This window comes from Tenacibaculum sp. SZ-18 (assembly GCF_002813915.1).
Classification (GTDB): Bacteria; Bacteroidota; Bacteroidia; order Flavobacteriales; family Flavobacteriaceae; genus Polaribacter.
This window is the reverse complement of the sequence record NZ_CP019335.1, coordinates 3,936,202-3,949,662: the sequence shown is the minus strand read 5'-3', so window position 1 is coordinate 3,949,662 and position 13,461 is coordinate 3,936,202. Positions and strand designations below refer to the sequence as shown.

9 protein-coding genes are annotated in these 13,461 nt (G+C 31.9%); all 9 read right to left on the bottom strand.

Annotated features, from left to right (window positions below):
• Nucleotides 1-18 precede the first annotated feature (18 nt).
• On the bottom strand, nucleotides 19-354 hold the full coding sequence (locus BTO06_RS17985; protein WP_100926622.1) for an NHLP leader peptide family RiPP precursor: 336 nt from the start codon (nucleotides 352-354) through the stop codon (nucleotides 19-21).
• Nucleotides 355-457: 103 nt separating this feature from the next.
• Nucleotides 458-2,611, bottom strand: a complete 2,154-nt coding sequence (locus BTO06_RS17980) for a GAF domain-containing protein (protein ID WP_100926621.1) — start codon at nucleotides 2,609-2,611, stop codon at nucleotides 458-460.
• The gene (locus BTO06_RS17975; RefSeq protein ID WP_100926620.1) at nucleotides 2,608-3,744 is read right to left on the bottom strand and encodes a DUF7005 family protein; all 1,137 of its coding nucleotides are present in this window, start codon (nucleotides 3,742-3,744) and stop codon (nucleotides 2,608-2,610) included. The genes BTO06_RS17980 and BTO06_RS17975 overlap by 4 nt, the downstream gene beginning before the upstream one ends.
• Entirely contained in the window at nucleotides 3,744-6,650 is a 2,907-nt protein-coding gene (locus BTO06_RS17970; RefSeq protein ID WP_100926619.1) for an NHLP bacteriocin export ABC transporter permease/ATPase subunit, read from the bottom strand. The genes BTO06_RS17975 and BTO06_RS17970 overlap by 1 nt, the downstream gene beginning before the upstream one ends.
• An 8-nt stretch (nucleotides 6,651-6,658) precedes the next feature.
• On the bottom strand, nucleotides 6,659-8,848 hold the full coding sequence (locus tag BTO06_RS17965) for an NHLP family bacteriocin export ABC transporter peptidase/permease/ATPase subunit (RefSeq protein ID WP_100926618.1): 2,190 nt from the start codon (nucleotides 8,846-8,848) through the stop codon (nucleotides 6,659-6,661).
• 13 nt (nucleotides 8,849-8,861) lie between these two features.
• A complete protein-coding gene (locus tag BTO06_RS17960) occupies nucleotides 8,862-10,127 on the bottom strand; it encodes an NHLP bacteriocin system secretion protein (RefSeq protein WP_100926617.1) in 1,266 nt (421 codons plus the stop codon).
• 13 nt (nucleotides 10,128-10,140) lie between these two features.
• Nucleotides 10,141-11,694: a TolC family protein gene (locus BTO06_RS17955; protein ID WP_100926616.1), complete on the bottom strand. Its 1,554-nt coding sequence runs from the start codon at nucleotides 11,692-11,694 to the stop codon at nucleotides 10,141-10,143.
• A gap of 12 nt (nucleotides 11,695-11,706) precedes the next feature.
• Nucleotides 11,707-12,225 (bottom strand): cyclic nucleotide-binding domain-containing protein, encoded by a 519-nt coding sequence (locus BTO06_RS17950; protein ID WP_100926615.1) that lies wholly within the window; start codon nucleotides 12,223-12,225, stop codon nucleotides 11,707-11,709.
• Between the two features lie 405 nt (nucleotides 12,226-12,630).
• On the bottom strand, nucleotides 12,631-13,278 hold the full coding sequence (locus tag BTO06_RS17945) for a helix-turn-helix domain-containing protein (protein ID WP_100926614.1): 648 nt from the start codon (nucleotides 13,276-13,278) through the stop codon (nucleotides 12,631-12,633).
• Nucleotides 13,279-13,461: the final 183 nt, after the last annotated feature.

Genomic DNA, 13,461 nt, shown 5'->3' with positions numbered 1-13,461 from the left:
CTTTGAGAATTTTGGTCTTTAACTTCCTCCTCCTTGAACTGTTACATCTGAAACTCCATTTACAATAATAATTGGGGAATTAGTACCACTTCCACCTGCTACAATATCAAGTTGTTCGTCATTTAACTCAACATCTTCCATACTAGGTTTAGCAGGAATATTAAAATATATATTAGATTCATCTGATTGATCTTTTACTACAAAGGTTTTACCTTCTGGAATAATTAATTTCTTTCCCGTCAATTCCTCAATTGCATCAAGAGGAGAATTTATTAACTCTTGTTTAAATTCATAGTTTTCCCAAGCCTCTCTAATGATGCGATCAAATACTATTTGTTCTTCTGTTGGTTCCATAAATGATACTTTTTAACATTATATATTGTAAAAATAACATGACTAAAAGTGATAAAAGTGCCAAAAAAACTGACAAAAGTAAAACTAGTTTACCACAAGAATTTTAAACTTTGAACTTTCTCGATTCTAATAAAATACTATTGCATTTTTCAATGAATACAGAAGTAGGTCCATCTTCTTGATTGATTTTTTTTGCCGTTAAAAAATGCGTCGCAGCATTTTGGTAATCTTGCTTTTTATAACAAACTAACCCTTTTGAAAAAGCAGTATTAAAACTTACTTCTTTTTCAGTTAGTTTCTCTCTTTTACTCTTAATTACTGTAAAAATATTTACTGGAAATTGCTTACCTTTCACACAAATAGTATCGATTTGACGGCAATAGAATTCATCTTTGATTTCATTGTAGGTTTCTTCACAAATCAATAAATCGATATCATAAATTTTTGTGGCACTTTCTAAACGTGCGGCTAAATTCACGGAATCGCCGATAACCGTATATTCAAATCTTTTTTCTGAACCAATATTTCCTGAAACAACATTTCCTGTACTTATTCCTAATCCGATATTGATATTTGGAGAAAGTTCGTTTCTTTCATTTAAGCCTCTCAAGCTTTCTAACATTTCAAGAGCACAATAAACGGCATTCTTACTATCCGAAATATTTGCATAAGGAATACCAAAAACCGACATGATTGCGTCTCCTATAAACTTATCTAAGATCCCATCATATTTGTACACTAAAGAAATCATGGCTTCGAAATAGTTGTTCAATAATTTTACTATTTCTATCGCCCCAAATTTTTCGGTTAATGTGGTGAAGTTTCTTATATCTGAAAACAGAATACTACACTTTGAATATTTCCCTTTTAATAAAGACAAATTATCTCTATTCATAACCTCATTTACTAAATGCTGAGGAATATATCTACTTAAGTTTGATTGAATTCTTTTCTCTTTCGTAACATCGTTAAATACAATAATGACACCCACATTATTATCTTTCACATCTTTCATCGGAAGCACACTGATGTTCAGGGTCAATAACTTTTCTTCTGAAAGTTTAAGTTCTACATTCTCATGATATAGTTTCTTCCCAGATTGCAATGTTTCTAAACATAACTCTTCAAATTCCATTCTCAAGAAATAAATATCATTGATTTTATTGTCTATAAATTCAGAACCTTCATTCAATTCAAAGATTTTATAGAATTGATCATTTGCCGTTTTTACTTTCAAAGAATTATCGATCGTAATAATTCCATTATCCAGATTTTGCACCAAAATATTCAGATAGTTCTTCATTCCTTGGATTTGATCGAAAAGCTTTGCATTTTCAATTGCAATTTTAATTTGACTAGCAAAACCGGTTAAAATATCTAAATCTTCCTGATTAAACCCTCCTTTATGTTTATTGATAGATTGAACAACTCCTAAAACTTCATTTTCAGAATTAAAAACGGGAACACTTAAAATAGATTTGGTTACATAGCCCGTTCTTTTATCAACTGCCGAATTAAAATCAGGATGACTATAAGGATCATTAACTATAAGTGGTTTTTTATTCCTAGCAACATTTGCTACAATTCCCTTTTTAGTTCGAACAACATTATTCTCAAGACCTTTTGCGAAAATTGTCCAAAGCTCATTTGTTTCTTCATCTACCAAAAACAAAGAACTTCTATCCGCATTGGTAATTTCTGCCGCTTTATTCATAATAAGCGGAATTAATTTATTCAAATTTAACTCAGAAGAAACTACTTTAAAAACTTCTAACAGTGATGAAAAATTATTTTTCAAATGCTCACTAGCATAGTAGAGTTCGCTATTTTTAACAATTAAGTTTATAGCCGCCGCAAAACTGTTCAGGATTCTAACATCTTTATTCGAAAAAGTCCCATTCTTCTTGTTCAAACATTGTAAAACACCAATAACTTGTTCTTTATCATCAAAAACAGGGACACATAATACCGACTTCGTTACAAATTTTAATTGATTATCAAAACTATTATTGAAATGTGAATTAGTCTGTACATTATTTTCAATAACTGCATCTGCTTTATTAAAGGAATCCCATACAAGACCAGTATTCTTAGGAACAGAAATCACAATATTCTCTACTCCTTGTGCTACCATACTATCGAGTGTTTCTTTTTGTTCGTTTAACAAAAACAAAGTGCTTCTTTCTGCATCAAGTATGGTTGAGATTTTATCTAAAATTGAACTTACCTCTAATAATGTTTTTTCATGTTTCTTCATTCTATCAATTCTTCTTCTGTATGTTTATGATAACTCCTTAACAAGTTCTCTTTTCCATCTTCCATCGACATAGAAAGGAAATCTGTTTCACATAAACTTTTAATTCTGTTTAAAAAATCGTTTGACGATTGAATGCTACCCAGAGTTTTATCGAACTCGGCAATATTGTCAATGGCTTTTACAGTAAAATCTCTCAAAAGTGAAATTGCCTTTTCAGATAAATTTTCATCCAAATAGTTTTGAAACCGTCCCCCTTCGCGGTAACTAGGATAATTCTCCAAACCAAAGAAATGTAGCATCCAATCTTTATCAAACTTCTTTCGGGAACTTACAATACCTGTATAATCTGCAACTAATTCGTCGTATATATTCTTTGAAATAGATCCATAATACTTCTGAGTAAATACATGAGCACACTCATGAGCTTTTCTTATAGCAACCGAAGTTTCTTTCCAGAAACCCTTAGAAACACCTATTGTATTAGCACTTACATTACTGTAAGGTTTTGTACTTAACACGATAAGCTTATCCTTATATAATTCTGGATTAGGGACTATTTTATTTTTAAAAACATTCCCCCAACTTTCAAAAGGCTCTTTATTTTGCCAATACTGTTTTTGTTTTTCTATTCTATGCCAATTATTAATCCCACTAATAAATATTGCTCCCATTGATTTAGCTACATTTGTGGGCTCATTTTTATAGCATAAAGCAGAAATAATTGATACAAAATCATCTGAATCAGGAACAGTCAAAACAGGAACCTTACCTACAAATCCACTTTCATAAACATCCAATTCTATCCCCTCTTTATTGTTAAGTTTTAATCCTTGTACAGGAAAGTCTTTTTTTCCTTTTAAAGTCGTATTTCTGTAACTTTCAGTTTTTGAAATATTCTCTTCAATTGGAAAATTAAACTGAACAATATATTTTTTAAGTGTTTCAAAAACTCCGTTACTCAGTGATTCTTTTTTGTAAAAATCCCAAGCTTCAATATAAGGTTCGTCCTCAACAAAATCGAGGACATTAGAATTACATTTGAATTTACTTTCTGTATAATTCAATAATTCCTCGATTACCTCATCATCTTTAACGAAGTTTTTGATATACTGATATTTCTTTCTTCTTTCCATTAAGCGATTTGTCGTTTCGCTAATTTTGAAAATACTCCATTTTGTTTCATCAATTCACTGTAGGAACCAGACTCTACAATTTTTCCTTTGTCTAAAACGTAAATACGATCTGCATTTATAACGGTACTCAACCTATGAGCAATTACAATACGAGTTGCTTGTAACTTATCTAAACTTTCCGATACTATATTTTGAGTCTTATTATCCAATGCACTTGTCGCTTCATCCATAAATAATAGTCTTGGTTTATGAACAATAGCTCTTGCAATCATTAATCGCTGTCTTTGTCCACCAGAAAAAGTTCCTGCACCTTCACTAATAACGGTATGCATTCCCATTGGCATTTGCTTAATATCTTCTTCCATACCCGCCATTCTAGCAGCTTCCCAAGCATCCTCTAATGTTAATTCTGAATTACCAACAATATTTTTATAAATACTACCAGACATTAAGGCTCCGTTTTGAAGTACAACACCAATTTGACGACGAACTAAATCCTTATTCATAGAATCGTAAGAATTTCCATCGTAATATATTGAACCTGCTTCCGGTTCTTCAAACCCAAGAAGTAATCTCATAATTGTAGATTTCCCTGAACCTGATGTACCTACAAATGCTACCATTTCTCCAGCGTCAATTTTAAAAGAAAGGTCATTCAAGATTAATGGTTGTTCTTCATGATATCTAAAAGAAATTGAGTTTAATTCAATTTCACCCACAAGCTCACCTGGATCTAAACTTTCTCCTTCCGATTCTGGCTTTTCCTCAAGAATTGGCTTTACTCTTTCATATAAAGTAATTATATTCAAAGAAGTGATTAAGGCAATACTCATTTTTAAGCAATCACGTAAAAATTGATTGAATGCGCTTATGAATGCCATAAATGCTCCAACAGAAATCATTGCCCCAACATTAGCGGCATTATTCACTGTATAATAAATAAATCCGAAAAAGAACATATTTGTTAATAATGGATAAGATGCATTAAAAGTTTCAACGTAGTTTTGATAACTTCCTGAGCTAAATCCTAATTTTTTAAGCCTTGCAAATCTATCTGCCCAAAGCGCAAAAATTCTTTTTTCTCCACCAGTGATTCGGATTTTTGTTATTCCCGATAAAAACTCAAACAAAAAACCTTGTAATTCTCCTTGTGCGTCAGAAATTTCTCTATCATACTTCAATTTTGCCATACCAATGATAGTCATAAAAGCGATTGCTGCTACTGCGAGACCTACTCCGATCCATGCCAAGCTTGACTCGTAATAGAATAAAAGAAATAAATTTACAAAAGAGAAAGCTCCACTTAAAACAGCTGTCATAACAGTATTTGATAAAATCTGTCGAATTCCATTAATACTTAACGCTCTGTTTGTAAGGTCTCCTGCAGAAAACTTCTTGTAAAAAGTAACTGGTAACCTCAACAGGTGATCTATAACACCAGCCTGTAAATTAATACTTGATTTCGTTTCTACTCTTAACTGAAGAACTCCTTGAATTAATTGCATACCTGCAGTAACTAAAGCTAACATTACCATAATTACTAACACTTCAATATGCAAAGATTTATCTGCTGTTGGGATTACATCATCAAACATAACTCCTGAAAGTATTGGAACTAAAAGTCCTACTAAACTTCCTATGAAAGCAGCAATCATTAAAAATCGACCATCCTTTTTCACCCCTTGAATAGCAAAATTTCCTATTTCTCTTACTGAAGAAATTGTTCCTTCGAATCCATAAAAAAACATATAAGAAATAGGATCTAATTCTTCTGCAATTTTATAATCCACTACTTCTTCATTTCCTGTAACAACATCTTTCATTACATACGATGTTGGTGTTTGTTGAATTAAAGCAACTGGTGTTTTTTCTTTCTTTTTAAATGCTAAAAGATGACCATTTTCATCTTTCCACCATGAACCTCTTAATATAATTTTTCGAACACGAACTTTTGAAGCTTGCGCAATTGCTTGTAATTGATTTGCTGTGTTCTTTTCATAAGACTCTATATATTTTGGTGCCTCAAATTGAAACCCTATTGCATCTCCAATTAACTTGCAAGTATGAAACAATTCGTTATCCAGATTCGTATGACCACTATCTTCAATTACACCTGCTTTACCAGATATAATTGACTTTAACTTTTCTAAGGTTGAAGTAAGCTTAATTTGCTCCGAAGATACTTTGTCAGCAATTCTCAATCTTTCATTCTCTTTAGCTCGATTAAAATTAGCAATTAACCTATCGTACAAATATTCTTGCAGATTATTCATAGATAGCATGAAAAAGATCTCTTCCTTTAATATATCGTTTGTGCTTTTTACTTCTACCTGTGTTCTATTATCTTCAGCTTTTAACCAAAAATTATTTGAAACTGGCACAGGAAATTTAAACTCATCCTTAAGAGTAACCTTATTTTCTCCGGTATAAACACCTATTGTTCCCTGAACTAATTCTACCCAAACAAGTTTTTTTGATGGATAAGCAGTACTATTCTTCTTTAATTCTACTAAGCCAAATTCATCAAGAGCACTATGAACTCTTGGTGCAAGTTTATTATGAACCGTACTAGCATGTTTTAATATCCATTTATCGATCATACCACTAAGCAAGAAATGATCGATATTTAATAATCTATTTTTATTGACTGCAACTAATGAAGCACCTTTACTCACAACAATTAAGTGCATATCTTTCCTAGCTTCTTTTGAAGTTATTAAACTGAATAATAACTCTCCTTGTTTTGCAGTGTATAAATAGTTTAAACTACTTTTATAAACTCCTTTATCATCAACATTTGTATAGAATACATCTACTTCTCCAGAAGTAATCATCCAGAAACGATCATACTCACTTAAAACTAGTGATTGATTAGAAGCTAATTTTATTTTTTTATTTTCAAACATTTCGATGATTATTTTGCGTCAATTAAACGAGCATATGCTCCTGATTTCTCTAATAATTCCTTGTGTGTTCCTCTTTCTACTATCTTTCCAAACTCCATCACAATAATTTCATCACAATCCATAATTGTACTTAACCTATGTGCCACTATAAGACAGGTACAACCGCGTCTTTTAATATTATCCATCACAATCTTTTCAGATTTTGGATCTAACGCACTAGTAGCTTCATCCATAACCAAAATAGATGGATTTAGCGCTAATGCTCGAGCTATTTCTAATCTTTGACGTTGCCCTCCACTAAAATTTGCCCCTCTCTCAGCAACAGCACTATCATAGGCCTCAGCTCTAGAGGCTACTACATCATGTATTGCTGCATCCTTTGCTGATTGAATAATGCTCTTCTCTGGAATTTTATGATCCCAAAATGCGATATTCTCTTGAATCGATCCTTTAAACATTAAAACTTCTTGGTCTATAACTGCAACAGATTCATTTAATATATGTCTAGGTATTTCTCTCCTAGGAACATCATCGAAAAGAATATCTCCGTTCCATGGATCGTATAAACCAGATGCTAATCGTGCTACTGTAGATTTTCCACTACCAGAACCACCAACTAAGGCAACCCTGCTTCCTGGCTCTACTTTTAAGCTGAAATTCTCAATTAACGGATCCATTGTAGTATTGTATCCAAATGTGATATTTTTCATTTCGAAATGACCAGATAGTTTGTTATGAAACTCTCTCTTGTTTTCTGGTTCATTTTCATCATGTTCAAACTCGCTAGCAACTTCATAGTTTAATACATCATCAATCCTGGCCATATCACTTTCTGTTTCTTGTAGTAAACTACCTACAGAAACCAATTGATTTACAGGACCTATAAAATTGTTCATTAAGTATATAAATGCAACCAACATACCCAAAGTCATTTCTCCATTCATAACTCTAGTTGCTCCAACTCCTAAAATGATTGCGCTATTTAAAGACATTAATAAGGGTGGCACTGTATTTAATCTTGTAGTTAACCATCCCAATTCTTGTTGAGCATTTACAACTTTCGCCAAATAACCAGTCCAATTGGTGAAGAAATCATTTTCTCTTCCTGAAGCTTTTAACGTTTCAATCATACTAATTCCAGATGTAGTAGTACCTAATAACTTGCCGTTTTCACTGGTTAATCTCCTATTTCCATCTTTTCTTGCACGAGAAACATATTGAAGAATTACGATATTTAAACTGGCCATCACAATTCCAATTACTGTTAGAAGGACATCATAAGAGAACATTAATAAAGCATAGAAAACTACCATAATGACATTTAATGCTGAATTAGCTAAATCACCACTTAATAACTTTGCTACTTTATCATTTAAAGAAACACGATTCCCGATTTCTCCGCTATAACGTTGAGTAAAAAAAGCTATTGGTAAATGAAATACATGCCATAAAAACTTACTCGAAGTAGTTAGCGCTAGCTTTGTTTCTAATCTTAATAAATAATATTGTTGTATATATACCAATAACGCATTTACAGCCAACATACCTCCCATTATTAATAATAATGGCATCACGAAACTTGATATTCCATTGATTAAATATTTATCAATAAAAATCTTGGTAAATGATGGAATTACTAATCCTGGAATTACTAAAAACAAACTCGCAAGGACTATATAGGTTAGACTTAATTTTGAATTAGAAACTCTAGAAGCTAAAGAATTAAGCAATCCTTGCTTTTCGTTCCCTTTTTCAAATTTTTCTCCAGGCTTAAAAGTAAGAACCACACCCGTGTATGCATCATCAAACTCTTGATGACTCACATAATACCTTCCTTGAGCTGGATCACTTAAATACACTCTATCTTTTGTGAACCCTTCAATGACTAAAAAGTGATTAAAATTCCAGAAAATAATTGCTGGCATTTCCAACTCTTTCAACTTTTCTATAGATTTTGCATATCCTTTACCCTCAAGACCATATTGTCTTGCAGCTTTTAAAATATTTGTAGCTTTTAAACCATCTCTAGAAACCCCACAAGAGATTCTTAGTTTCTCCAATGGAACAAACTTCCCATAATATCCCAAAATGATACTCAAGGCAGCGGCACCACATTCTACTCCTTCCATCTGCAATACAGTTGGAGTAGTAACTCTTTTAGGTAGTTTGGTTTTTGTATTATCTTTCTTTGTAAACATAACTCAACGGGTATTAATAAAGATCAAAAAACTTCTTAAATGCAGGAACTACTAAGGCTATTGGCGGCTCTGATTTTACCGTAATTTTTCCCATACAAGAAGTTCCTTCATTAATTAAGATCTTAGGTCCTTGAGCTGATGTCCATTTAAACCCACTGTAAGCTGCTTTATCTTTTTCAAACTCAACATACACTTCAAATAATGCTCCTTGCGATAATAAACCTCTAACTAATTGATCATTCTTAACCGTCATCATCATTCCTTTTTGGGTAATTGGGAAATCAGAAACATATGTAATCTTCCCTTTCATAAAACCGAATTCTTGAGGTTGAACGGTTGAAGGAACAACTAAAGCTTGCATCCCTTCTTTGATCTTTTTCCCATCTTGAGAAGGAATATATAACACCCCTCTTAGTTTACTATCATCTTGATTTTGGTTTTGATTTTTCAACTTAAATAAAGGAGAACCTTGTCTTACAATCACACCTATATCAGTTAATATTTCAACCACTTCTCCAGAATAGGAGCTTGTAATTTTTGTTTGTTTTGAGTAACGTTCTTCTAGATGCTTTAATCTTCTTTCTGCTTCCGAAATACGTTGTTTACTCAAATTTATTTTTTGCTGTAAATCAAATCCTAAATTCAGTTTTTGACTTGAAGTTTGAACAAGCTGTGCTTTTAATCTCTCGATTGAATTTTTTGATACTTCAATTTGTTGTTCTGTATTTACGACTTGAGTTCTTGTAATTAATCCTTTCTTCAATAAACCTTGTTCGGTTTCTAATTGATTTCTCAGAAAGTCTAATCTTTTTTGATCAGATTTTATTTGCAACTCGATACTGCTTCTTTGTTGTACAATTAACTCTCCTTGAATTTTTGTATCCTCACTTCCAAATGACAACAATCTTTTTAACTCAAACTCACGTTCTTTTAGAGATGCTTTCACCTCTTCAATCTGCTGAAAAAGTTCTGGTTGCTCTATCAGTCCAACTACTTGTCCCTTTTCAATGTTATCTCCGATATTAATCGTTAGTTGAATTAACTGTCCTTGAGAAGTTGAAACTACCTCATGAATCTCTCCACCTAATAATACTCCCGTTACATTTAATTTTGTTTTTATATTACCAAAGAAAGACCACACAATTCCAGTGGTTAAAGCAATAAATACTGTTACTAACGCAATCCATCCTTTAGGACTTGTTACTTTTATTAACTGATCCAGTTTTTCTGGTGTCGAAAGCTTTTCTAATGCTGCTTTTCTAAAAAATCCTGCTGCCATTTTGTTTTGTTTTTTATTTTTTTGGAATTGAATAAAATAATTCCTTTGATATTTGTGAGTTAGTTTTTCTAAGTAGTGTTCCTGTTTCGTACCTCAGGTTTACAACTGCATTTGCAAAAAGTTGATGTGCTTGTAAATATTCTAACTGAGCGAACGTTAATCTTTCTTGGAAAATAATTAAGTTTAAAAGTGTAGTTAATCCGTTTTGAAACTTTTCTTGCTCATTTTCAAAAACTTGTCTGTAATAACGTAGAGATAATTCCGCTTTTTCGAGAATAGTCACACTATTCTCTAAATTTTGCACAGCGATAGAAACATTTAATGCAACATTTCTTTTTAAGTTTTCATTAGAAATCTGCTGATTTTCAAATAGTGTTTTATTCTTTAAATAATTACCCTGAGCATTATTATTGTTCAACGCAAAAGTGAAGTTTAAACTAAGTCCAAAACCAAGGTTTCTCCCATCTCTTTGAGAAAAAGTTGACAATGCATTACTTAAACCATTCCCAAAATTAAGTCCTCCGTAATTAACAAACCCTGATAAATCCAGCTGAGGTTTTTTACTATTTTCAACTAATGATAATCTTGTTTTTATCGCTTCTTCCGTTTGCAGAGAGGCTTCTATATCACTTCGATTAGCATGAGCTATATCAATATAATCCTGAAGAATCAAATCTTTACTGTAACCTGACGCTAATACTTCTGGAAAGTCATTTGTAGGGTTTGCTAATTTCTTACTCTCGTCTTCACTTAACCCTATTACTCTTCCTAAATTTAATTTTGCAGCATAAAATCGCTGCTCTGCAACCGTTGTTTGTCTTGCTTGATTCGCTAAATCGGCCTGAATTTGAGATAAATCACCAGCTGGTTTTTTATCTGCTTTTACTAATTCATCTGTTATATCAAGTACTCTTCGAACTCTTTTTTCGTTTTCTCTAAAAATCTCTAAACTTTTAAACGAGGCTACATAATCCCAATAAGCACTTGCTAGTTGAAGTACTTCTACAGAGTTTCTAAAATTCAAGTTTGTTTTCTCGCTTTCTAAGTCTAAAAGAGTCGACTTTTCTAAAGCATCAGCAACATTCGCATTCCCTCTTAGTAAAGGTTGAGTTAACGAGAAAGTACTTGAAACTACATGTTCTCTTATATCGGCTCCTACAGTTTGACCGAACCTATCTAGAGGTAAATTATCTTTTGATGATGAATAATCAACAGAAAAATCAGCAACTAAGCCGATTCTAAATCTTTTTTGTAAACCAAGAGTAGTTATAAATCTTGTTGATTCTAAGTCATCGTTTAACACCGAAAACCTTGGATCAAATGTATATAAGTTCGATACGCTTCTATCAGTTGTCACCCCCGATCTTAATTGATAATCGAAAATACTTTGCTGAACTTGATAATCTCCTTCTGCGTTAGTAATTCTTAACTGATTACTTTCCACAATTGGGCTTTTATCCAATGTAAGTTCAGCTAAATTAACAATATCGGACTTACCGATTTGTTGTGCATTTACACAATATAATAGAAAAGTAAAAATAAATGTGATTGTAAACCTATGCCCCATGTTTGCCTTCAATTATACCTCTGAAAATTTTTGTAATATTTGTCCGAATCTTGAACCTCCCATTGATACACCATCTAAAACAGATTCATCAATTAAATCTTCTTCACTAGGATTCCCATATCCTAATTGACTAGTAGTTTTTCTTAATCTATTTGACAGGAATAATGCCAATGCATAATAAAAGTTTGCTTTAAACTCTAAATTCGAAGCTAATCGACTATTCATCAACTCTCTAGAGATAGCATAAACGCTTGTTTCTTCAGTTGCAATTACCGAAACTGAAGGCGGACGTGATTCTAAAAAAGACATCTCTCCAACAATTTCACCTGCACCAATTTCTGCGATTAGCTGGTCATTATTACCATCTGTAATAGATAATTTCCCCGATAAAACAATGTATAAACTATCTATCGTTTTACCTTTTTCTATTAATCTATCTCCTACCTCTAATTCTTCCTTATATCCGTTATTAATCATCCATTCGATATCCAAATCATCAAGATGTCCTAATAAAAAAAGTACTCGTTTCATAATTATATTCTTTTCTGTTATCTATTTATGCTAGCTAAATTAGTTTGATAAAGTCCTAGAAAAAGGACAACATAACAGGTATATCTGCCAAATTCTTAGAAGAAAGAAACTTCTAGTATGTGTCAAATTCGAATTAATATGATCTACAAAACTGAATTTTTCTCTGATAAAAAAGACCATAAAAAACGCGATCTCTATCAAGATCGCGTTACATTTCTCACTTAGTAACAATTAAAAATTTTAATAGCATATCCCTTTAATCTACCCTATTTTGTTAAACGGTTATTGGCTATTAAAACTTCAACCTTCCTAATTCATAGCATGAATGAAAAAAGCTAGAAAGTAGTTAACATAATTGTATAATGAGAAATAAATAGAAATAAAAATCACCACTCCTAGCTTAGTTTATAATTCTCGTGACTTCAATAATTCCTTAGGGTAAACTCCGTATTGTTGATTAAACAACTTTGAAAAATAATGTGTATCATAATATCCAACTGCATATGAGATTTGCGAAACAGTATCGTATAAATAACTATCTATTAAATCTTTCGCTTTCTGAAGTTTTAAAATTCGAATATATTTATTTGGTGTTAGTTTTACCAGGTTTTTAATTTTTCTGTGAAGTTGTCTTTCACTTACTGATAACTTAAACGACAAATCATATAAATTCAAATCTTTGTGTTTAATATTTTTGTGTATTTCCTGTTCCATTTTTTGTAACCAAGAAATATCCTGTTTTGAAAATTTACGAGTATTCACTTCTTCTTTGCACATAGATTGTACTCGTTCGTTTGACCTATATACTTTAAAGAAAACCAAATCTTCAAAGGTAGTTCCGTTTGCTTTTTTTACCACCTCGTCCACAATTCTTTTGATTTCTAAACTATGCGTAAAAATGAGTTCATTTTTTGTCATCTGTTGTACGCCCTCGGTCTCCGATTTCTTGAACTCTTCAATAATTGAAGTTAAAGGAGATTCAATGTCTTTTAGTAATTTGGATAACATTTCCCCGTTAGTTGATCCATTAGTATTTTGCAAACTCAAATTCATAATTCAAAGGTTTAGATTTTAAATACTCATTTACTTTCTGGTTGGTTGATATGTTTAAAAACTTTTACTGCTTTTCCCCGTTAGCAGAAGTATTAACACATCTACAAATCAACTACAGAAATGCTATGAATAAAAACATCATTACTCTGGATTTATAAATCTATAGGTTGGATTTATAAATTA

Coding starts and splice junctions, on each gene's coding strand:
- BTO06_RS17985 (WP_100926622.1), bottom strand. CDS start 354: ATGGAACCAACAGAAGAACAAATAGTATTTGATCGCATCATTAGAGAG.
- BTO06_RS17980 (WP_100926621.1), bottom strand. CDS start 2,611: ATGAAGAAACATGAAAAAACATTATTAGAGGTAAGTTCAATTTTAGAT.
- BTO06_RS17975 (WP_100926620.1), bottom strand. CDS start 3,744: ATGGAAAGAAGAAAGAAATATCAGTATATCAAAAACTTCGTTAAAGAT.
- BTO06_RS17970 (WP_100926619.1), bottom strand. CDS start 6,650: ATGTTTGAAAATAAAAAAATAAAATTAGCTTCTAATCAATCACTAGTT.
- BTO06_RS17965 (WP_100926618.1), bottom strand. CDS start 8,848: ATGTTTACAAAGAAAGATAATACAAAAACCAAACTACCTAAAAGAGTT.
- BTO06_RS17960 (WP_100926617.1), bottom strand. CDS start 10,127: ATGGCAGCAGGATTTTTTAGAAAAGCAGCATTAGAAAAGCTTTCGACA.
- BTO06_RS17955 (WP_100926616.1), bottom strand. CDS start 11,694: ATGGGGCATAGGTTTACAATCACATTTATTTTTACTTTTCTATTATAT.
- BTO06_RS17950 (WP_100926615.1), bottom strand. CDS start 12,225: ATGAAACGAGTACTTTTTTTATTAGGACATCTTGATGATTTGGATATC.
- BTO06_RS17945 (WP_100926614.1), bottom strand. CDS start 13,278: ATGAATTTGAGTTTGCAAAATACTAATGGATCAACTAACGGGGAAATG.